Source organism: Pseudomonas sp. Pseusp15, assembly GCF_059492165.1.
Map to the genome: position 1 here is coordinate 5,280,510 of NZ_CP168523.1, position 20,186 is coordinate 5,300,695.

At 60.1% G+C, this 20,186-nt stretch carries 17 protein-coding genes and 1 pseudogene; 10 read left to right on the forward strand and 8 right to left on the reverse strand.

Translation table 11 applies throughout. The annotated features are described in order from the left end of the window. Nucleotides 1-136 precede the first annotated feature (136 nt). The 5 genes from ACEN8R_RS23800 (at nt 137) to ACEN8R_RS23820 (ending at nt 6,265) form a co-directional block, all read left to right on the forward strand. Nucleotides 137-778, forward strand: coding sequence for a thiol:disulfide interchange protein DsbA/DsbL (locus ACEN8R_RS23800; RefSeq protein WP_018927277.1), 642 nt, complete (start codon nt 137-139; stop codon nt 776-778). A 14-nt stretch (nt 779-792) separates the two neighbouring features. Beyond that, nucleotides 793-1,653: an endonuclease/exonuclease/phosphatase family protein gene (locus ACEN8R_RS23805; protein WP_007940704.1), complete on the forward strand. Its 861-nt coding sequence runs from the start codon at nt 793-795 to the stop codon at nt 1,651-1,653. After that, complete coding sequence (locus tag ACEN8R_RS23810; protein WP_018927278.1) at nt 1,654-3,693, forward strand: diguanylate cyclase; 2,040 nt, start codon at nt 1,654-1,656, stop codon at nt 3,691-3,693. Between the two features lie 102 nt (nt 3,694-3,795). After that, the gene (locus ACEN8R_RS23815; RefSeq protein ID WP_018927279.1) at nt 3,796-4,575 is read left to right on the forward strand and encodes an N-acetylmuramoyl-L-alanine amidase; all 780 of its coding nucleotides are present in this window, start codon (nt 3,796-3,798) and stop codon (nt 4,573-4,575) included. A 73-nt stretch (nt 4,576-4,648) separates the two neighbouring features. Next, nucleotides 4,649-6,265, forward strand: coding sequence for an EAL domain-containing protein (locus ACEN8R_RS23820; protein WP_018927280.1), 1,617 nt, complete (start codon nt 4,649-4,651; stop codon nt 6,263-6,265). 12 nt (nt 6,266-6,277) lie between these two features. Here ACEN8R_RS23820 and ACEN8R_RS23825 read toward each other — a convergent pair whose 3' ends face one another. After that, nucleotides 6,278-8,068 carry a KinB sensor domain-containing domain gene (locus ACEN8R_RS23825; RefSeq protein WP_018927281.1) on the reverse strand — a complete coding sequence of 597 codons (1,791 nt, stop codon included), beginning with the start codon at nt 8,066-8,068 and terminating at the stop codon, nt 6,278-6,280. A gap of 10 nt (nt 8,069-8,078) precedes the next feature. Then, nucleotides 8,079-9,425, reverse strand: coding sequence for a sigma-54-dependent response regulator transcription factor AlgB (gene algB / locus ACEN8R_RS23830; RefSeq protein WP_018927282.1), 1,347 nt, complete (start codon nt 9,423-9,425; stop codon nt 8,079-8,081). A 440-nt stretch (nt 9,426-9,865) separates the two neighbouring features. Here algB and ACEN8R_RS23835 point away from each other — a divergent pair, with 440 nt between their 5' ends. The 5 genes and pseudogenes from ACEN8R_RS23835 (at nt 9,866) to ACEN8R_RS23855 (ending at nt 13,919) form a co-directional block, all read left to right on the forward strand. Continuing rightward, nucleotides 9,866-10,153 (forward strand): hypothetical protein, encoded by a 288-nt coding sequence (locus ACEN8R_RS23835; protein ID WP_018927283.1) that lies wholly within the window; start codon nt 9,866-9,868, stop codon nt 10,151-10,153. 81 nt (nt 10,154-10,234) lie between these two features. After that, entirely contained in the window at nt 10,235-10,399 is a 165-nt protein-coding gene (locus ACEN8R_RS23840) for a DUF1328 domain-containing protein (protein WP_003177151.1), read from the forward strand. Between the two features lie 66 nt (nt 10,400-10,465). After that, nucleotides 10,466-10,570: pseudogene (locus ACEN8R_RS23845) on the forward strand (inhibitor of vertebrate lysozyme family protein); the annotation flags it as partial. Nucleotides 10,571-11,253: 683 nt separating this feature from the next. Next, a complete protein-coding gene (gene gltP, locus ACEN8R_RS23850) occupies nt 11,254-12,585 on the forward strand; it encodes a glutamate/aspartate:proton symporter GltP (protein WP_018927284.1) in 1,332 nt (443 codons plus the stop codon). Nucleotides 12,586-12,689: 104 nt separating this feature from the next. Continuing rightward, nucleotides 12,690-13,919, forward strand: coding sequence for a nucleoside recognition domain-containing protein (locus ACEN8R_RS23855; protein WP_018927285.1), 1,230 nt, complete (start codon nt 12,690-12,692; stop codon nt 13,917-13,919). Between the two features lie 50 nt (nt 13,920-13,969). Here ACEN8R_RS23855 and ACEN8R_RS23860 read toward each other — a convergent pair whose 3' ends face one another. The 6 genes from ACEN8R_RS23860 to ACEN8R_RS23885 all read right to left on the reverse strand — a co-directional run bounded on the left by ACEN8R_RS23860 (nt 13,970) and on the right by ACEN8R_RS23885 (nt 20,179). Beyond that, nucleotides 13,970-14,596, reverse strand: a complete 627-nt coding sequence (locus ACEN8R_RS23860; RefSeq protein ID WP_018927286.1) for an ABC-type transport auxiliary lipoprotein family protein — start codon at nt 14,594-14,596, stop codon at nt 13,970-13,972. After that, nucleotides 14,593-15,531 (reverse strand): MlaD family protein, encoded by a 939-nt coding sequence (locus ACEN8R_RS23865; RefSeq protein ID WP_018927287.1) that lies wholly within the window; start codon nt 15,529-15,531, stop codon nt 14,593-14,595. Before ACEN8R_RS23865 ends, ACEN8R_RS23860 begins: the two co-directional genes overlap by 4 nt. A gap of 1 nt (nt 15,532) precedes the next feature. Continuing rightward, the gene (locus ACEN8R_RS23870; RefSeq protein WP_018927288.1) at nt 15,533-16,336 is read right to left on the reverse strand and encodes an ABC transporter ATP-binding protein; all 804 of its coding nucleotides are present in this window, start codon (nt 16,334-16,336) and stop codon (nt 15,533-15,535) included. After that, entirely contained in the window at nt 16,333-17,481 is a 1,149-nt protein-coding gene (locus ACEN8R_RS23875) for an MlaE family ABC transporter permease (RefSeq protein ID WP_018927289.1), read from the reverse strand. Before ACEN8R_RS23875 ends, ACEN8R_RS23870 begins: the two co-directional genes overlap by 4 nt. A 53-nt stretch (nt 17,482-17,534) precedes the next feature. Then, nucleotides 17,535-18,563, reverse strand: coding sequence for a DUF5924 family protein (locus tag ACEN8R_RS23880; RefSeq protein ID WP_018927290.1), 1,029 nt, complete (start codon nt 18,561-18,563; stop codon nt 17,535-17,537). Between the two features lie 239 nt (nt 18,564-18,802). Beyond that, nucleotides 18,803-20,179 (reverse strand): M16 family metallopeptidase, encoded by a 1,377-nt coding sequence (locus ACEN8R_RS23885; RefSeq protein WP_018927291.1) that lies wholly within the window; start codon nt 20,177-20,179, stop codon nt 18,803-18,805. Between the last annotated feature and the right edge of the window lie 7 nt (nt 20,180-20,186).

A 20,186-nucleotide genomic window follows, 5' to 3' on the forward strand; every position in this document is an offset into this window, starting at 1 on the left:
GTCGATGCAAACATAAAAAGGGTAGCTTTGGCTGCCCTTTTTTGTGGCCGCTGCCGTTACACTACAGAACTCAAGCCCGCCGGAATCTGTCTGAAAACAGGTCGCGCGAGGCGCCCAAATTGTCCAGGAGTAAAGCATGCGTAATCTGATCATCAGCGCCGCACTCGTCGCTGCCAGCCTGTTCGGCATGACTGCCCAAGCCGCCGAAAAACCTGAAGCGCCCTATGTCGAACTGAGCAACCCGGTCCCGGTGGCCGAGCCTGGCAAGATCGAAGTCGTGGAGCTGTTCTGGTACGGCTGCCCGCATTGCTATGCCTTCGAACCCGTCATCAACCCATGGGTTGAAAAGCTGCCTTCCGACGTGAATTTCGTACGTATCCCGGCCATGTTTGGCGGCCCTTGGGATGCCCACGGCCAGATGTTCCTGACGCTTGAGGCCATGGGTGTCGAGAGCAAGGTTCACGCTGCGGTGTTCAACGCAATCCAGAAAGAACACAAGAAACTGACCGACAAAGAAGACATGGCGGACTTCCTGGCGACCCAAGGTGTAGACAAGGAAAAATTCCTGGCCACCTTCGACTCCTTCGCCATCAAGGGCCAGATCAACAAAGCCAAAGAGCTTGCCAAGAAATATGAAATCTCCGGCGTGCCTACCATGATCGTCAATGGCAAGTATCGCTTTGACATCGGCTCTGCCGGCGGCGCCGAACAAGCGTTGAAACTGGCTGACCAACTGGTCGCCAAAGAGCGAGCGGCAACCAAGGCCGTTGCCAACTAAGCGCGGCGACCGCCATGCGCCGCTGGGGAACTGAACGCATCGTTGGCCTGCACGACCCGCGGGTCAACGAGCATCACCTGGAATCAACGGGGTTGCCCGTGGACAGCCGTCTGCGTTTGCTCAGTTTCAATATCCAGGTCGGCATCAGTACCGAGCGTTATCGGCACTATCTGACCCGCGGCTGGCAGCATCTGCTGCCGCACACCGGGCGTGCCGACAACCTGCAAAAAATCGGCAATCTGCTGGGCGACTTCGATCTGGTCGCCTTGCAGGAAGCCGATGGCGGCAGCCTGCGATCGGGCTACGTCAATCAGGTCGAACACCTGGCGCAGCTCGGCGCCTTCCCTTATTGGTATCAACAACTCAATCGCAATCTCGGTCATCTCGGCCAGCACAGCAATGGCGTGCTCAGCCGCCTGCGCCCGTGGGCGATCGAGGATCATCCGCTGCCGGGGCCCAAGGGTCGCGGGGCCATTCTGGTGCGCTTCGGCGAAGGTCCGGAGGCGCTCGTGGTGGTGATGATGCACCTGGCGCTGGGCGCTCGCGCCCGTAGCATGCAACTGGCTTACATCCGCGAGTTGATCGGCGGTTATAAGCACCAGGTGCTGATGGGCGATATGAATACCCACGCCGGTGACTTGCTGCAACATTCCCCGCTGCGCGATTTAGGCCTGCTCGCGCCGCAGATGGAAGCGACCTTTCCCAGCTGGCGCCCACAGCGCTGTCTGGACCACATTCTGCTCAGCCCCACCCTGACGCTTGAAAAGGTCGAGGTGCTGGCACAACCCATTTCCGATCACCTGCCGGTCGCGGTAGAGATTCGTCTGCCGGGCTCGCTCACGGCCGATGCATTCCCCGCGTTGAGTCCTGCCTGAATGAGCGACGAAGCACAGCGCTGGAAAGAGAAATACCTCAAAAGCATCGAACAACAGGAAAAGCTCGAACGTCGATGGGACGCCCGGCTCGACCTGCTGCGTCGCGGGCTGGTGCGCAGCACCCTGGCAGCCGAAGGTACCGATCGCGCCGTTGACCAATGCATGAAGGAAATGCGCGAAGTCGTACGCACGGACGACATGGACGCCGGCCTGGCAGCCTTGCTGCCGCGCCTGGAAAAAGCCGTGCTCGACTCCGAGCAGCGCCGGGAAACCCGGGTTGATCAAGTCAGCGCCGCACTGACGGCGCTGGTCTCCCAGTTGCAAGCATTGCCACTGCCACGGGAAGTGAGCCAGCCACTGAAGAGTTTCGCCAAGCAGCTGAACGGACGTGTCGGCCAGGCTCGCGAAATCCCGTTGCTGCTCAGCGAACTGAGCGGCTTGCAAGGCAAAGCCTTGAGCCTGTTGGAGAACCCTGTGGAACCGGGTCGTCCGGGTTTTCTGCAGCGCCTGTTCGGTAGCCGGGATGCAGACGAGGCTGCGCCACAGATCGCCGCCCCCGAATTGCCAATGCCTGCACCGCAACCTGTCGAGCCGGTTGCAGCTCCACTGGCCGAACTCCCACTCGCGACGGTCAATCTCGCGCCAGCCGCCAACAAACCGCAAGCGGTAATGCCAACCGTTGAAGCTGCCCTGCCCGCCGCTGCGCCCGCTGAACCCGTGGACACTCCGGCTCCCACAGCAACAACGGCCCCCATAGCCGAAGTCGTGGCGTTCGCCCCGCCCATCCTGGAGCCAGAGGCCACGAGCAGCCAGGCCCCGGAGCCACAAATCCAGCCGAACCTCGAACACCCGCAAGAGCCGGCTCCATCGATCGCCGTACCAGCCACCCAGGCTCCGCCGGCAATCAACCCGGATGAACTGATCCCGGAGGCCAGCGATCCGCAAACGTCAGAACACGACATTCTGTATGCCCTGCCGGACTCGCCGGAACCGTCCTACAGCTCTGTGGCCAAGCACATCGAAGACACTCTGCTGGGCCTTCTCGACGACCTGACGCTGCCCGAACGCCATCGACCGCAAGCCGAAGCGATGCGCAATCGTCTTCAAAACGGCTTGAATTGGTACGAACTGCTACCCATCCTCGATGATCTGGCAACATTAATGCTGGCCATTACCGACAGCGGCCAACACGAATTCGAAGCCTATCTGCAACGACTCAACGAACGCCTCGAATCATTTCAGAGCAACCTGCAAGCCGCCAGCGAAGGCCACGCCGACAACCGCTCTGCCGCGCGAGTGATGGACACGCAGATTCGCGAGCAAGTCGACGGCCTGCAAAGCAGCATGCAGGACGCGGCGGACCTCGATGACCTCAAGCACATGCTGGAAGACCATCTCGAAGGCCTGCTCGGCACCATGGACCAGCACCAGAAGCAACGCGACGAGCGCGAGCAGGAAGTCGCTGCCCGCCTGCAAAGCCTGGCTGAAAGGGTGGCCCACATGGAGCAGGAAGCGCTGGGCTACCGCGAGCACCTCGAAGAACAGCGCCAGAAGGCTTTGATCGATCCGTTGACCGGCCTGCCGAATCGAGCGGCCTGGAGCGAACGGCTGGACCACGAAATCAGTCAATGGCAACAACACGGCAATACCCTGTTGCTGGCGATGCTCGACCTCGACCATTTCAAACGCATCAATGACAACTACGGCCATCTGGCGGGCGACAAGGTGCTGAAAATCATCGCCAGTGTGCTGCGCAAGCGTCTGCGCGGGACGGACTTCATAGCCAGGTTTGGCGGTGAGGAGTTTGTGCTGTTGATGCCTGCCACGGCGCCGATGGTCGGCGCGAAACTGCTGGAAACGTTGCGCGCATCGATCGAAGCTTGCCCGTTCCATTTCAAGGGCGAGCGAGTCACTATCACCATTTCCATGGGACTGACCGCCTTCAGACCGGGCGAACATAGCGACCTGGTGCTTAAAAGAGCCGATCAGGCGCTATATCGCGCGAAAAATACCGGCCGTAACCGGATAGAACTGGGCTGACCGTTAATTGTTCCATTTTGTTTAAAGGCGCGCTTTTGCGGTCGGCGCGCAAGGCAATACGTTACACTGTTGCATTATCGTCTCGCGTGTATTGCCTCCACCATGAAATTTCTTGCTCTTATTGCTTCGCTGCTTGTATTAGCCGGTTGCGCCAGCGGTCCCCGGATTGACACCAGCCACCCTTCAGTCAATCACGACAGCCGTATTCAGTTCGTGGTGATGCATTACACCTCCGCATCCCTGGAGGACTCGCTGCAATTGCTGACCCATGGCGAAGTCAGCAGCCACTACCTGATCGGCGACGACGAGCACGCCACCATCTATAAGCTGATGGATGAAAATCTTCGAGCCTGGCACGCCGGCGAAAGCCAATGGCAAGGCCGGACCTGGCTGAATTCCAGTTCCATTGGCATCGAAATCGTCAATCCGGGCTTCCAGGACACCCCGACCGGGCGTCTCTGGTATCCCTACAGCGAAGCCCAGGTCCAATCGATGATCTTTCTGCTCAAGGACATCAGCAAGCGCCAGGGCATCAGCCCTCGCCATATCATCGGCCATAGCGACATCGCCCCCATGCGCAAGCTCGACCCTGGCCCGCTGTTCCCCTGGAAACGCCTGGCGGCCGAAGGCCTGGGAATCTGGCCGAACGAGCAGGCCGTGGCGCGTCAGCAAGCGCAGTTCGCCGTGCAGCTGCCAAGCATCAGTTGGTTTCAGGCACAACTTGCCCGCCTGGGCTACGCCACGCCACAAACCGGCGAACTGGATGCAGCGACACGCAATGTGCTGGCGGCTTTTCAGCTGCATTTTCGCCCGTCCCGTTTCGACGGCACGCCGGACGCGCAAACCGCGGCGCTTCTCCAGGTGTTGAACCAGACAAAATAATGACGCCCGCCCGACGGTCAGGGTCTTTTCCCAATCAGCAGCTATAACTCATTGGTAATCCTTCGGATATTCCATGATGACGGCTGCTCGAGAGAAGCTGCGTAGCTGGTTCTATCGCCCTTGGTTTCTGGCGACGCTGGCGGCTGCCTTGAGTGCCACGCTGCTGATGACCGGCAGTCTGTTCATTGCGATGCATCAGGTCGAGGACAACGAAAGCCAGGAGATGAACGCCCAGGGGGAGCGCTTTCTGGTCCGTCTGGAGCAGCTGTTCGGGCAACTGCGCGAAAGCCTCGATGACCTTGAAGCTCAACCGCTGCGGGGCTGCGACGATGAAATGATCGCCACATTGCAGCAAGTCAGCTTCAATTACCGCTTCGTTTACGAAGCCGCTTACATGGATGCTTCAGGAATCTGCTCCAACCGCCCCCGCCAGGAAGGGCTGTCGGTGATCCGGCCACCGGACATCGAGGGCCCCACCTACAGCTATTGGTTGAACACCACCACCGAACCCGATGAGAACCGCGCCGCACTGATGCTGGGGCGTGGCAATTTCCGGGTGGCTACGTCTCGCGGGCATTTGACCGACATGGTTGATCTGTCTCCGGGGAGCAGCCTGCTGGTGGTGCTCGACCACGACACCCGCGCGATTCCCGTGCTCGGTGCCGAGCAGGAGTGGCCCCCGACGCAACCCTGGCCCCCGAAAAATCACGATGCACTGCAAGTCACCCCTACCCGCCTGATTTACCGAATGCCGACCAACACTCCCGAATACCAACTGGTGCTGATCACCCCGCGTACCGGGATGCATGTGCCGGCCGTTTGGTGGTGGCTGCTTCCGGCCAGCCTCGCGCTAAGTGCCTGCGTAGGCATTCTGGTGTTTCTGCTGGTGCGCCAGCGTCAATCACTGGATGCCGAACTGCACGGCGCGATACAACGAGGCGAATTGCAGGTGTTGTATCAACCGATCTTCGACCTCGACAGTCGCAACTGTGTCGGAGCCGAAGCCTTGCTGCGCTGGCGAAGGCCGGACGGCACCTTGACCAGCCCCGAGCTGTTCATTCCCATGGCGGAAAACACCGGCCAGATCCGCCAGATGACTGATTTCGTATTACAGCGCCTGCTGGAACAGCTCGGACAACTGTTGCGCGCCAATCCGCAGTTGTATATCTCGGTCAACCTGGCGGCCTGCGACGTCATGGTGCCGCGTATCGGTCAGGTGATGGCGCGCCTGCTGGCCTTGCACCGTGTAGCCGCCAGACAGATTGCCTTTGAGGTGACCGAGCGCGGATTGGTTGATGTCGTGGTGGCCAGAGAAAACCTGCAGGCCTTGCGCGATGTCGGGCATCAGGTGCTGATCGATGACTTCGGCACTGGCTATTGCAGCCTCGCCTACCTGCAAACACTGCCCGTGGACTGCCTGAAAATCGACAAGGCATTTATCGACGCGCTGGGTCATGACGCCGCCAGCAGCGGCGTGGCACCGCACATCATTCGCATGGCCCAGGCCCTGCAACTCAAGGTGATTGCCGAGGGCATCGAACATGAAGCCCAGGCAGAGTTTCTGAGCAGCGAGGGGGTGAAGTTCGGTCAGGGCTGGCTGTTCGCGCACCCATTGAGCGCTGTGCAATTCATCGAATTGATTACCCGTGGCCGCCGACAGGCAACGCGGCGTCTGGATGACGAAGACTGAGAGGGTTCAGGCTTATACCGCCAGCGCCATGTAGAACTGCGAACCCTGCCCCGGCCGTGAATACACGCCCATCCGCCCACCGTGCAACTGCACGATCTCCTTGCACAGCGCCAGACCGAGCCCGGCGCCGCCCTTCTTGCGGCCGACCTGAACAAAAGGCTCGAATATCCTTCCTTGCTGGCTGTAGGCAATGCCTTCGCCGTTGTCTTCGACACTGATAATCACCCGCTCCCCATGACGTCGAGCCTGCAAACGAATCAGCCCGTCGCGGGAGGTATGACGCAAGGCGTTGTCGATCAGGTTATCGAGCACCCGCTCCAGTTGCGCCTGATCGGCTTGCAGCCGTGGCAACGTTCCCTGCACTTCCACCAACAGCTCAATGCCCTTCTCCTGCGCCGGGCCGGCAAAGCGTGCCTGGGCCTGCTCCAGTAAATCTTTGATGGAGCACGGCGCCAGGGTGAGTTTTTGCAGGCCATTCTGATAGCGAGAGAAATTCAGCAGGTCGTTGATCAACTGCATCAAGCGCTGCATTTCTTCATTCACGGTGTTCAGCAAGTCGGCCTCACGGGAATCCTCGGCAAAATGCGCCCGCTCGCGGAACAGGCCGAATGCCATGTGCATCCCGGTGACTGGCGTGCGTAACTCATGGGAAGCACGCAAGACGAACTCGCTGCGCACCCGTTCGAAGGCACGCTGTTCGGTGACGTCATGCAACACCATCACGGCGCCGAGAATATGCCCCTGGGTATGGCTAACCGGTGTCAGGCTATACGTCAGCAATCGCGACTCCCCGTCAACCTCGATGCTCAGGTCGTCCGGCACTCGCTCCAGGGTGCCGCCGCGCAGCACCAGGTGCAGTTGTTCATCCAGTTCGGGACGCTCAAGTGCCGTGCCCAGCCCTTGGCCGAGACGCTCGGTGTCCCAGCCTAACTGGCGCTGAGCCACCGGGTTGAGGTGCTCGAGCTGACCTTGACGATCAATGATCAGCAAACCGTCGTCGATGCTATCGAGCACTGCTTGCAAACGCTGCTGTCCGGCGAGTAGCTCGTCGATATTAGTGGCTTGGTGCTGTCGCAGGGCCTCGGCCATGATTCCGAAGCGTCGGGTCAGCTGGTTCATTTCCACTGCGGAGGAAATCGGCAGAGTCACTTCGAAATTGCCTTGGCCGATGTTGTCAGCGGCCGCCGCCAGGGCCTCGATCGGAGCTCCGAAACGCTGGGCGATCGCATGGGCGGTAATGAACCCGATGAACAGCACCCCCACCCCGATCAACCCGAGCAGGCCGGCAATCAGCAACGCGCGGTCCCGGGCCTGGCGTTCGGTTTCACTGATGTTATCCAGCGCGCGCTTCTGTTCGGCGATCAAACCGTTGCGCAGCGTGTTGAATTTTTCCGTGAGATCCCCGCCCCCAGTGAGCACCTGTGCCGTATCGCGGGAAAGATCGTAGGCCTGCAGAAAGCTCTGGTAATCAGCCTTGGCCTTTTTGAAACCGTACTGGGCGCCCTCGCTGGACGGCTCGCGAGCAATGCCTTCATCGAGCAATTCGAGGTAATGCTGTCGGGATGCCTCGAGCGCCGCGGGATCAGGCTTCTCGCCGAGCATGATGATCAGTTGATCACCCAGGGTCTGGCGCAGCTTCAATCCCAGATCCAGCCTGACGAAGTTGTCACGGATCAGGGCCTCCTGCGTACCAGCCATCTGCATCACGCTGACCAGCCCGAGCAACAGCCCGAGCAGCGCCACGGTGATCAAGGCTGAAATACTCAGGAACAACCGGGTGCGCAATGTCATCGCCAGTTTCATCGGGTGCAGCTCACAGGTTGTACTGCTTGCGTTTGCGGTACAGGGTCGAGGCGTCGATACCCAGGGTCTTGGCCGCCTGATCCAGGGTATCGGCGGTGGCAAGGACCGCGCCGATGTGGGCTTTCTCCAACTCATCCAGGCTCAACGCGGCGCCAATGCGTGGCGTATTGTTGGTCGGAGCTTCGGCCATGCCCAAGTGGCTGATCTCGACCCGCTCCTGCGGACAAATAATGCTCGCCCGTTCCACCACGTTGCGCAGCTCGCGGATATTGCCGGGCCAGCGGTAGCTGAGCAGCGCCTCGCGGGCCTCGTCGCTGAAACACCGGGCCGGACGCGAGTATTCCTTGACGAAGCGCGCCAGGAAACGGTCAGCCAGGTTCAGGATGTCTTCCCTGCGTTCGCGAAGCGGCGGCAGGTGCAAAGTGATGACGTTCAGCCTATAGAGCAAATCCTCACGAAAGCGCCCGTCGCGGACCATGTCTTCAAGGTTGAGGTTGGTAGCCGCGAGGATTCGCACGTCGGCGCGACGGGTCACCGGGTCACCCACACGCTCGTATTCCTTGTCCTGGATGAAACGCAGCAACTTTGGCTGCAAAGTCAGGGGAAAATCGCCGATCTCGTCGAGAAACAACGTTCCGCCATCAGCCTGATTGACACGCCCCAAGGTGCTTTCGCTGGCACCGGTGAACGCGCCACGGCTGTGGCCGAAGAGTTCACTGTCCATCAATTCCGCTGTCAGGGAGGGGCAGTTGATGGTGATGCAGGATTTCTTCTGGCGTTTGCTCCAGCCATGAATGGCCTGTGACAGCTCACCTTTACCGGTGCCAGACTCTCCGAGAATCAGAATGTTGGCGTCGGTACTGGCGACCTGGCGGGCGGTTTCAAGCACCACTTTCATCGCCGGGCTGTGGGAGTCCAGCCCCTCCTTGGGTTTACGCACTTCACCTTCGAGGGCTTCCAGGCGTGCCGAGAGTTGCCGCACTTCCAGCTGTTTGGCGGTGGCCAGACGTAACTGATCGGGGCTGCAAGGTTTGACCAGATAGTCGGCGGCACCGGCCTGAATTGCATCCACGGCAGTGTCTACGGCCGAGTGAGCGGTGACGATCACCACACGCATCCAGGGCGCCTGAATTCGCATCTGGGCCAGCACATCGAGGCCATTGTCTTCACCCAGGCGCAAATCGAGGAAGCACAGATCGAAAACCTGACGCTGCAACAAGGCTTCGGCCTGAGCAGCGCTGGTCGCGGTGGCCACGCTGTAGCCTTCGTCTTCGAGGCAATAGCGAAAGGTTCGAAGGATGGCGGATTCGTCGTCCACCAGCAGAATGCGGCCTTGATGCTCAGTGGCTGATTCCATGTTCCTACGCTCCTTTAATAGGTGTTCTTGGTTAGTCCCGGAAAAATCGGGCAAGTTGCATGATTGATTCTGGTCGATTCCAGCCACAACAGGCTATCTATCTACTCAGAGTGCAGCTAATACGCTGATTTATTTGAACTTTTATTTACAGACCATTCTTTCAGCGATTGCCTGCGTCCCTTTCTGACATCTACGCCCTCCCCGCAATTCCAAAAATATTGAAAGTGCCTGCGAACTCATCGTGCATTACGCACGACTGCAAACGGATCATCGTGCAGGATGCGTCTAAAACGTTTTCTACAAACACAATAACCTTTTGATTTCTATCGTATTTATTCTTTATTAAAGCTGGCATGCAGGCTGCAATGGTCTAGGTAATCAGGGCATTTAATGAACCAGCGCCCGCCAAAGATCACTACCCGTATGGGAGGAACTTCAGGATGAATCGCCAAAGTGCCGCCCAATTGCGTCTTTCGCCACTGCATGTCCAGCAAGGCTTGTTTGCCCTGTTGGCGTTGTTGATCACCCTGATTGGTGGCCAGCAGTACATGCGTTGGGAGCAGAGCGAGCAACCGGCGCCAGTGCACCTTTCGATTCCACATCCCCCCCAAAGCCACTTCAGCGCCGTCAGCAGCAACCCGGCTGACAACGCCTCAATACGAATGATGGGCGTCGACCAGGCCCGGCCTGTGGACGAGATGCCCTCCCAGGAACGTTGGGTGTTTTAAGCAAACGAACTTGGCGCGCTCAACGCGCCGGGAAATGCACCACAAGCAACATCCTTAAATAGAAGCGTAAGGAGAATCACCATGTTGAGCTGGGCAATCACATTCCTGATCATTGCCATCATCGCTGCAGTATTGGGCTTCGGTGGTATCGCGGGCACCGCCACGGGTATCGCCAAGATTCTCTTTGTCGTATTCCTGGTGATGTTCATTGCTTCCTTCTTCTTTGGCCGTCGCGGTCGAGGTTGATATGTGTGTTTTGGTTAAAGACATTGGCGGCCGCCCTGCTTCTGGGCGGCAGTGCCATGACGATCGCGGCCACCCACGCGACATGCCGACTACCGCTTACTCGGTAAACCGGACGAAGGCATGCAGAAGATGTGGATGGCGCGACTGAAGAAAGATCCACGCCGGTATTGAGTTCGAAACACGAAAGAGGCCTCACGCTTCTTTCCACTGCGCTACCCGAGGACGGTAGACGCATGACCAAGGGGTCGGGACGTTCTGACTGCTTCAGGGTCGGAGTGACCTACGGGTACAGGGAGTAGCCGCGCAAGGGCCGGGTCAGGTGAAGCTGCGACGCAAGTTCGTCGGCCTAGCGTGGCTCGACGGACTTGCGGAGAGCTTCAACGTGCAAAACGTTGATCTAGAGCATTCTGCTCATATGTTCTTGCTGCATATTCCCCGCAAAACCGTTTCGCGGTGTTTCTTCGTGACCGTATATCGAGAAAGCTCTGACTTTCATGAGAAGAAAAATCGCAGTCGAACGTAGGACATCTCCTAAATTTTCACTGGTTCAAAAAAACATCAACCGGCGCTGAAATGGCCGGTTCACGGCACTTATACCTGCCGAAATGTCGCATTCGAACCGGCTGGGACGTGGGTTTCAGTTGAAAAATCTCATGCCGATTCGGCATAGGGTAGGCGTTTACGGCATTAGACGGCGCTTCCCCGCATCGGAATAGTTGCGCCTTTTTCGCTGCCAGAGAGCTGTAAATGCTCGCTCGCGGGGACCTTATACGGGGGTTGGTGCAAGACGGCTTCGCCATTGAGCGTTGCAGTTCATGCATCGGCCTGAGTCAAACGCAAGTAAGGGTAAAGATATGAAGAAGGCAAAGCTTAGCCTCGCCTGGCAGATCCTCATCGGTCTGGTTCTGGGGATAGCAATAGGTGCACTGCTCAACCACTTCAGCGCTGAAAAGGCCTGGTGGATCAGCAACGTCCTGCAACCAGCAGGCGATATCTTTATCCGTCTGATCAAGATGATCGTGATCCCGATCGTAATCTCCTCGCTGGTCGTCGGCATCGCTGGCGTTGGGGACGCGAAAAAACTCGGGCGTATCGGTCTGAAGACCATCATTTACTTCGAGATCGTCACCACCATCGCCATTCTGGTCGGTCTGGTGCTGGCCAACGTGGTCCATCCGGGCAGCGGCATTGACATGAGCACCCTGGGTACCGTGGATATTTCCAAGTACCAGGCCACTGCTGCCGAGGTTCAGCATGAACACGCGTTCATCGAAACCATCCTCAACCTGATCCCGTCGAACATCTTTGCGGCCATGATGCGCGGCGAGATGCTGCCGATCATCTTCTTCTCCGTGTTGTTCGGTCTCGGTCTGTCGAGCCTGCAATCGGACCTGCGCGAACCTCTGGTGAAGATGTTCCAGGGCGTGTCGGAAAGCATGTTCAAAGTCACCCACATGATCATGAACTACGCCCCGATCGGCGTGTTCGCACTGATCGCGGTGACCGTGGCCAACTTCGGCTTCGCCTCCCTGCTGCCACTGGCCAAGTTGGTCGTCCTGGTTTACTTCGCCGTCGCCTTCTTCGCCTTCGTGGTGCTGGGCCTGATCGCTCGCCTGTTCGGCTTCTCGGTGATCAAGCTGATGCGCATCTTCAAGGATGAGCTGGTCCTGGCCTACTCCACCGCCAGTTCCGAAACCGTGCTGCCGCGCGTGATCGAGAAGATGGAAGCCTACGGTGCGCCGAAAGCCATTTGCAGCTTCGTGGTACCGACCGGCTACTCGTTCAACCTCGACGGTTCGACCCTGTACCAGAGCATCGCGGCGATCTTCATTGCCCAGCTGTACGGCATCGACCTGTCGATCAGCCAGCAACTGCTGCTGGTGCTGACCCTGATGGTCACCTCTAAAGGCATCGCCGGCGTACCGGGTGTGTCCTTCGTGGTGTTGCTGGCCACTCTGGGCAGCGTCGGTATTCCGCTGGAAGGCCTGGCATTCATCGCCGGTGTCGACCGCATCATGGATATGGCCCGCACCGCGCTGAACGTGATCGGCAACGCCTTGGCCGTGCTGGTCATCTCGCGCTGGGAAGGCATGTACGACGACGCCAAGGGCCAGCGCTACTGGAACTCCCTGCCGCACTGGCGCAGCAAGGAAAAGCTGCCGGTTGGTGAAACCTCCAGCAACTAATGCCCGCTCCCACAAGAGCCCCCAACAAACCCCGGAGAAATCCGGGGTTTGTCGTTTCTGCCTACCCCGCTATCATTCGCCGCATCTTCCGGGGGATTTGACTGATGCTTAATGGCCTGTGGCTTGGCTTCTTCATCGTGGCAGCCGTATCGGCGCTGGCGCAGTGGCTGATCGGTGGTAACGCCGGGATCTTTGCGGCGATGGTGGAAAGTATTTTCGCCATGGCCAAATTGTCGGTCGAGGTCATGATCCTGTTGTTCGGCACCCTCACCCTCTGGCTGGGCTTTCTGCGGATCGCCGAGAAGGCCGGGATCGTCGAGTGGCTGGCCAAGGCGCTGGGGCCACTGTTCCTGCGCCTGATGCCGGAAGTGCCGGCCGGCCATCCCGCCATCGGCCTGATCACCCTGAACTTCGCCGCCAACGGCCTGGGCCTGGACAACGCCGCCACACCGATCGGCCTCAAAGCCATGAAGGCGCTGCAAGAGCTCAACCCCAGTGCAACGATCGCCAGCAACGCGCAGATCCTCTTCCTGGTGCTCAACGCCTCCTCCCTGACCCTGCTGCCCGTGACGATCTTCATGTACCGCGCCCAGCAAGGCGCGCCCGATCCGACGCTGGTGTTCCTGCCGATCCTGCTCGCCACCAGTTGCTCAACCATCGTCGGCTTCCTGACCGTAGCGTTCATGCAACGCCTGCGCATCTGGGACCCGGTAGTGCTGGCATACCTGATTCCCGGCGCCCTCGCCCTTGGCGGCTTCATGGCACTGCTGGCGACGCTCTCGGCGACCGCGCTGGCGAGCCTGTCATCGGTCCTCGGCAACGTGACGCTGTTCGGCTTGATCATGCTGTTTATGATCATCGGCGCATTACGCAAGGTGAAGGTCTACGAGGCATTCGTCGAAGGCGCCAAAGAAGGCTTCGACGTCGCCAAGAACCTGCTGCCGTATCTGGTGGCGATGCTCTGCGCCGTGGGCGTGCTGCGAGCATCCGGAGCGCTGGATTTCGGTCTGGACGGGATTCGTCACCTAGTGGCGTGGGCCGGTTGGGACACGCGCTTTGTCGATGCCTTGCCGACCGCATTGGTCAAACCCTTTTCCGGCAGTGCCGCCCGGGCAATGCTGATCGAAACCATGAAGACCGAGGGGGTGGACAGCTTCCCGGCGCTGGTGGCGGCAACGATCCAGGGCAGTACCGAAACGACCTTCTATGTCTTGGCGGTGTATTTCGGCGCGGTGGGCATCCAGCGTGCACGGCATGCAGTGGGCTGTGCGCTGCTGGCGGAGCTTGGCGGGGTGCTGGGGGCCATCGGGGTTTGCTACTGGTTCTTCGGCTAAACGAAAACCCTGTGGGGGCAAACCCACTCCCACAGGGTTCAGCGGTGGCTTCAGGGCCTCAGCGGCGGCACGACTTTCTGACCCTGCTCCACCGTCCAGGCCACCACCTGCGCCGTCAACTGGTCGCTGGCCTGGCCGAACCCGGCGACCACCGCCGGCACCTTCACATCGCTCAACGGCTGACGCACTTCAAAGCGCCGACTGGCGAGGATGCGCTGGTCATACCCACGCACCAGCAATGCATCCAGCCGCACGACCACGCTCGCCGTCGTGCCTTGGTATTCGGTCTGGAACGCCTGCAGGTTGCCGCCCAGCTCCAGGTCCGCCTGCAAATTGCTGTCATCGGTGCTGAGCAACGGCACCCGACCGTCACGCTGGAAACCATCGAGCAGACGATTGCGCAGCAGCACCGGCGCCGGGTCGCTCCAGCGGGAAGCCTTGTAGCTGCTGATCAGGTCACCCTGAGGGATCACGGCGATCTTCGGGTTGTTCAAGGCTTCGCTCGTCTGCGGCTTGGCCAGCCGCAGCGACCAGTGCAGCGCCGTGCTGTGATTGGCCGGTGCGCCGCTCTGGGCCGAGGGCAACCGGTAGACATCGGATGGCTCGGACTTGGGCAGAATGGAGCAGGCACTGGTCAGGGCAAAACCGACAGTCAAGGCTAACGGGATCAGCTTCATGGCGTGAACTCCTTGTTCTTGTCACTGCCCAGCAGGTAACCGCTGGGGTTGGCCTCAAGCCGCTGGGAAATGGTGCGCAGCGAGCTCAAGGTGTCGCGCAACTCACGCACTGCCGGCGCCAGGCCATTGAGGCCCTGCATGCCGTTGTTGAGGGAATCCTGATTAGTAGTGAGCAATGAGTTGATGGTCGCGCTGCTCCGTTCCAGGGACTTCATGGCTTGCTCGGCACTGCCAAACATCTGCTTGCCCTGATCGTTGAGCAGGCTGTTGGCGTTGCGCATCAGCCCAGCAGTTTGTTCGAGTGTGGCGGAGGCCTGTTTACTGATCGACGCCAGTTGCTGCATGGCTTGGCCGATGTCGCCGCGCTGGTCGGCGATGATGCCGGTGGTTTGCTCCAGATGCTCAAGGGTCTTGCTGATGCGCTCGACGTTTTCCGAAGAAAACATCTGATTGGCGTTCTGCATCAACACGTTCACACCGGTCATCAGATCGTTACTGTCGCTCATCAAACGGGCGATAGGCGAGGGTGATGCCACGATGGTCGGCAAATTGCCGCCCTTGCCCTTGAGTGTCGGACTTTGCGGCGTGCCGCCGCTGAGCTGAATGATCGAGGTGCCGGTGATCCCGGTCAGCGCCAGTTTGGCCTGGGTGTCTTCCTTGATCGGGGTATCGCCGCCCAGGCGGATCCGCGCCAACACCCGGCGCGGATCATTCGGGTCCAGGCGCAGCGTCACTACGTCGCCGACCTTGATCCCGCTGTACTGCACGGCGCTGCCCTTGGACAAACCGCTGACCGCCTCGTTGAAGACGATTTCGTAATCCTTGAATTCGGTGTCGACGCTGGACTTGGCCAGCCACAGACCGAAGAGCAGGGCGCCTGCCACCACTATGACGGTGAACAGGCCGATCAATACGTGATGGGCTCGGGTTTCCATGTCAGACCTCGTTGAGCTGGTTAGCGGCCGTCAGCGCCGCGCGGCCGCGAGGGCCATGGAAGTATTCGTGAATCCACGCGTCGTCGGTTTCCGAAACCTTGTCGATGGCATCCGCCACCAGTACTTTCTTTTGCGCCAGCACCGCCACCCGGTCGGTGATGGTGTAGAGCGTGTCGAGGTCGTGGGTGACCAGAAACACACTCAAACCCAACGCGTCGCGCAGGGTCAGAATCAATTGATCGAACGCCGCCGCGCCAATCGGGTCGAGACCAGCGGTGGGCTCGTCGAGAAACAGAATGTCCGGGTCCAGCGCCAGCGCCCGGGCCAGGGCGGCGCGCTTAATCATGCCGCCAGACAGTGAAGCAGGGTACTTGTCGGCCGCCGACAAGGGCAATCCGGCCAATGCCAGTTTCACCGCCGCCAAGTGCTCGGCATCGGTACGGCTCAGGCCGGCGTGTTCGATAAGGGGCAGGGCGACGTTCTCGGTCACTGTCAGCGAAGAGAACAGGGCGCCTTTCTGGAACAACACACCGAAGCGCCGTTCGACCAGCGAGCGCTCGTGCTCCGACAAGCTCGGCAAGTTCTTGCCGAAGACCTTCACCAGCCCTTCGCTGGGCTGGCGCAAGCCGACGATGCTGCGCAACAGCACCGATTTGCCGCTGCCGGAACCGCCGACCACCGCCAGAATTTCGCCTTTGTACAAATCCAGGTCGAGGTTCTCGTGCACGCTCTGGCGGCCGAAGCGATTGCACAGCCCACGGACTTCGATCACCGCCTCGGAAGGCGCTCGGGGTAGACGACTCACCAGCCCATCTCCATGAAAAACAATGCGGCCACGGCATCGAGGACGATCACCACGAAAATCGACTGCACCACACTCGACGTGGTGTGCGCACCGACGGACTCGGCGCTGCCGCTGACCTTGAAGCCTTCAAGACAGCCGATGGCGGCGATCAGGAACGCAAAAATCGGCGCTTTGACGATCCCCACCAGGAAGTGCTGAACGCCGATGTCCGATTGCAGCAGCGACAGGAACATCGCCGGCGATATATCCAGCGACAGCGCACACACCACGCCACCGCCGACAATCCCCGACAACATCGCCAGGAAGGTCAGCATCGGCAGCGCCACCAGCAACGCCAATACCCGCGGCACCACCAGCAACTCCATCGGGTCGAGGCCGAGGGTGCGGATCGCATCGATTTCTTCGTTGGCCTTCATCGAGCCGATCTGCGCGGTGAACGCACTGGCGGTGCGGCCGGCCATCAGGATCGCGGTGAGCAACACGCCGAATTCGCGCAAAAAAGAAAACGCCACCAGGTCCACGGTAAAAATGCTCGCGCCGAAGCTCGCCAGCACAGTCGCACCGAGAAACGCTACCACGGCGCCCACCATAAAGGTCAGCAGGGCGACGATGGGAGCGGCGTCGAGGCCAGTCTGCTCAATGTGCGCGACCATCGGCGTGAGGCGCCAGCGCTTGGGACAAAACAGCCCGCGCGCGATGGTTTGCAGGATCAGGCCGACAAAACCCAGCACCTGCAGGGCGTCCTGCCAGACCGCATCGACCGCACGGCCGATACGGGTCAGCAGTTGAATGCCGACGCTGATTTCCGGCTCTTTGATCGGCACGCAGAAATCAGTCAGCGAGCAATACACCGTCTGCAACAAGGCGCGATCGGCGGAGGAAAGGGTGCAATCAGGGTGTTCGGCGGACTTGCCCAGACGCTCGGAACCCAGCAACTCCACCAACAGCGATGCACCCGCCGTGTCCAGGGCACCGAGGCCGTTGAGGTCGATGGGGGTGTTGTTGTCGTATTGGCCACGGAGCTTTTCGCTCAGGTGGCTGAGATCGGCGTAATGAGCGAGCGTCCAGTCACCCGTGACCCGCAGCAGGGCAGGGATGTGCGAGGTATCCAGTCGGACATTGCCAGGCGTTGTGCTGCTGGTCATAAGCTCCTGCTTGTTCGGCAATTGCGCAGACCAGATTAATAGCACGAACCGCGTTACTTATCTTTGATGGGTGTGCTGTCCATGACCTTGAAGCGCAGCACGCCGATCAACTGGCCGTCTTCGGTGAGCACCCGAACTTGCCATTTACCCGCGGGATTGCCGGGGAAATTCTGCTTGTGGGTCCAGGCGCGGTAGCCTTCCTTGCGCCCGCCGTGGATATCCAGAGGGATGCGGTCGACCTCTTTACCGTTGAACATCCAGACGTGATAAATCCGCTCGTCCAGCCCCCGTGGGGCATTGATCGCGGTGTAGGCGTACAAACCGTCGCCACGAATCTGCTCGGCGCTGACTTCTTCCAGGCTCTTGCCGGGGGTGCGGTCCTGCATTTGGGTGCTGATCGCCACATCGGTCATCCACAGGGTGGCCGGCGGAACCCAGGAACGCAGCACCCAGCCGACAGCGCCGATGCCCACGGTGATGCTGAGGATCGCCAACGCATTGCGCACGGTCCGAATCGGGAAGATCGACGCCAGACTGGGGAACGACAGCACCATGGCGATGCCCAGCGCCAGTTTGAAGCTCTGGGAGGTGGTCAGGTGCAGGATGACGGGCAGGGCGGTCAGCAGGGCGGCGAAGAGGGTCAGGGTATGCAGCGCCAGGAACGCCCAGCGGCGCGGCGCCAACCACTTGTAGTAGAGCGGGTCGATGATCGAGATCAGCGCCGCCATGCCCAACAACCCCGTGAAAAACAGTTGGCCGCTGTTCCAGGTGGTGGTGATGAAAAAGAACGGCAGGACGAAGAACAGGCTTTCCTGGTGGATCATCTGCGTCGCATAACGCAGCAGGGGCTGGGGTATTTCGCGCTTGAAGACCTTGGCGAACAACTCAGTGAGGCTGTTTTCCAGCATCAGCCAGACCCAGCTGACCAGCATGATGGTGGTGATCCAGGTCGCCAGGCTTTGTTGGCGATCCACCAAGATGAAGCTGCCGACCCCGGAAATGAAACCGCCGAGCGCGATGACCCCGGGGTAGCGCTTCATCAATTCCAGGATGCGCTGTATGTACAGGGTCAGAGTCGGCATTCGGCGGTTCACAATAGTCGTGGGAAAAATCCCCGACAGGGTACCGTCCGAGGGGGCCTGTGGCGAGGGTTCCGGTTACGTTGACCAACCCCAAACCCTGTGGCGAGGGAGCTTGCTCCCGCTGGGTCGCGAAGCGGCCCTAAAACCACCCACCGCGTAATTTCAAGTAGATCTCCGATACCGGTTTACGGCTGCTGCGCAGCCGAGCGGGAGCAAGCTCCCTCGCCACAGGGAAATAACTACTTTCTGCGGTGAACACGCCAACCCAATGCCCCAAGCACCATCAATCCAAATACCCCGGCAATCGCCCACATCAACTGGTCATAACTCACCAACGGCTTCTCGATCCGCAAATACCCCGGTTGCAGCAGCAACTCACGCATCGCCTGGTTCGCCTCGGCCAGCGTCACTTCTTGCAGTGCCTTGGCCGGGTTGGTGAAATGGCCGTCCTCGTAGTCCCCAAGGGCGCTCCAGTAGTAATCCGCCAGGGCGCTGTTGCCTTGCACGGCCCAGGCCTGACGGGCGATGGCGGCCTGCTTGAGGCGGGCGAAGGTGGTGGCGTCGAGACCGTCCTTGAGCAAACCGGCTTTGAGCTCATCCAGCACCTGTTCAGCTGCCGGCACGTCGCCGCGTTCAAGATCGGCGTTCAGGCTCATGAAGCCCACTCCGCCAAACACCTCACGCTCGGCCGAGGGCCCATAGGACAAGCCATGGACCAGGCGCAGTTGGCGATAAAGCGCCCAGTCCAGGTAGTCCTTGAGCAGATCGAACGTTTCGTCGGGCTGGTCTTCCTGCACCGGTTCCGGCACCAGCCAGTGCAACTTGGCGCCGCCACCGACAAAACCGTGGCTCAGAGTACGCTCGTGGGCCGCGCTGGCCTGGATTGTCGGCAAGGGCAGGTGATCGGCAGGCTCGACGGCTACGAGCGCGCCATACGCCCGTTCCAGATAGGCCGGCAGCAGGCGGTCGAGCTCGCCGACCACGATCAGGGTCATGTTGTTGGGCGCGTACCAGGCTTTGCGCACCTTCTCCAGTTGCTCGCGGGTCAGGTGACTGACTTCGGCGCGCTCCTGGCATTTGAGGCCCAGTTCCACCGCCAACTGATTACTGGCGGTGTGGCCCAGGTCCTGGCGATCCAGCCAGCGTTGCAGGTGCGAATAATGGCCACCGTCTTCGCGCTCGACCACCTGCTTGGCGACGTTGATAGCGTTGTCGTCGATACGGGTCTGGGTCAGCAGAGCCAACAACAGATCGAGGGCCTTACGCTGGTTTTTCGCCGGTGCTTCGATGACGAACGTGGTGTCGGCGTTGCTGGTGTAAGCGTTCCACTCACCCCCCAGGGCCTGCATGCGCTCCTCCAGACCACCTTCGCCGGTGGCGTCGATGCCGCTGAACAGCAAGTGTTCGAGCAGATGCGGCAGCTCCTTGTCGGCGCAGCTGAAATCATCCAGACCCACGCCGACTACCAGCCGAATCGCCACATGCCCGCGCTCGGTGCCCGGTTTGAGGACCAATTGCAGGCCGTTGGGCAGCGTATAGCCCTCGACCTGAAAGCGATCCAGGGCAAATGAGGGCAGGGCGCCGAGCAACAGACAAGCGAATAGCAGACAGCGCATAACGAGT

Bases quoted from the DNA above. Each gene is read 5' to 3' on its own strand.
- ACEN8R_RS23820 (WP_018927280.1), top strand. From the start codon at position 4,649: ATGATGACGGCTGCTCGAGAGAAGCTGCGTAGCTGGTTCTATCGCCCT.
- ACEN8R_RS23860 (WP_018927286.1), bottom strand. From the start codon at position 14,596: ATGAAGCTGATCCCGTTAGCCTTGACTGTCGGTTTTGCCCTGACCAGT.
- ACEN8R_RS23885 (WP_018927291.1), bottom strand. From the start codon at position 20,179: ATGCGCTGTCTGCTATTCGCTTGTCTGTTGCTCGGCGCCCTGCCCTCA.
- ACEN8R_RS23805 (WP_007940704.1), top strand. From the start codon at position 793: ATGCGCCGCTGGGGAACTGAACGCATCGTTGGCCTGCACGACCCGCGG.
- gltP (WP_018927284.1), top strand. From the start codon at position 11,254: ATGAAGAAGGCAAAGCTTAGCCTCGCCTGGCAGATCCTCATCGGTCTG.
- ACEN8R_RS23815 (WP_018927279.1), top strand. From the start codon at position 3,796: ATGAAATTTCTTGCTCTTATTGCTTCGCTGCTTGTATTAGCCGGTTGC.
- ACEN8R_RS23825 (WP_018927281.1), bottom strand. From the start codon at position 8,068: ATGAAACTGGCGATGACATTGCGCACCCGGTTGTTCCTGAGTATTTCA.
- algB (WP_018927282.1), bottom strand. From the start codon at position 9,425: ATGGAATCAGCCACTGAGCATCAAGGCCGCATTCTGCTGGTGGACGAC.
- ACEN8R_RS23875 (WP_018927289.1), bottom strand. From the start codon at position 17,481: ATGACCAGCAGCACAACGCCTGGCAATGTCCGACTGGATACCTCGCAC.
- ACEN8R_RS23810 (WP_018927278.1), top strand. From the start codon at position 1,654: ATGAGCGACGAAGCACAGCGCTGGAAAGAGAAATACCTCAAAAGCATC.
- ACEN8R_RS23880 (WP_018927290.1), bottom strand. From the start codon at position 18,563: ATGCCGACTCTGACCCTGTACATACAGCGCATCCTGGAATTGATGAAG.
- ACEN8R_RS23855 (WP_018927285.1), top strand. From the start codon at position 12,690: ATGCTTAATGGCCTGTGGCTTGGCTTCTTCATCGTGGCAGCCGTATCG.
- ACEN8R_RS23840 (WP_003177151.1), top strand. From the start codon at position 10,235: ATGTTGAGCTGGGCAATCACATTCCTGATCATTGCCATCATCGCTGCA.
- ACEN8R_RS23865 (WP_018927287.1), bottom strand. From the start codon at position 15,531: ATGGAAACCCGAGCCCATCACGTATTGATCGGCCTGTTCACCGTCATA.
- ACEN8R_RS23835 (WP_018927283.1), top strand. From the start codon at position 9,866: ATGAATCGCCAAAGTGCCGCCCAATTGCGTCTTTCGCCACTGCATGTC.
- ACEN8R_RS23800 (WP_018927277.1), top strand. From the start codon at position 137: ATGCGTAATCTGATCATCAGCGCCGCACTCGTCGCTGCCAGCCTGTTC.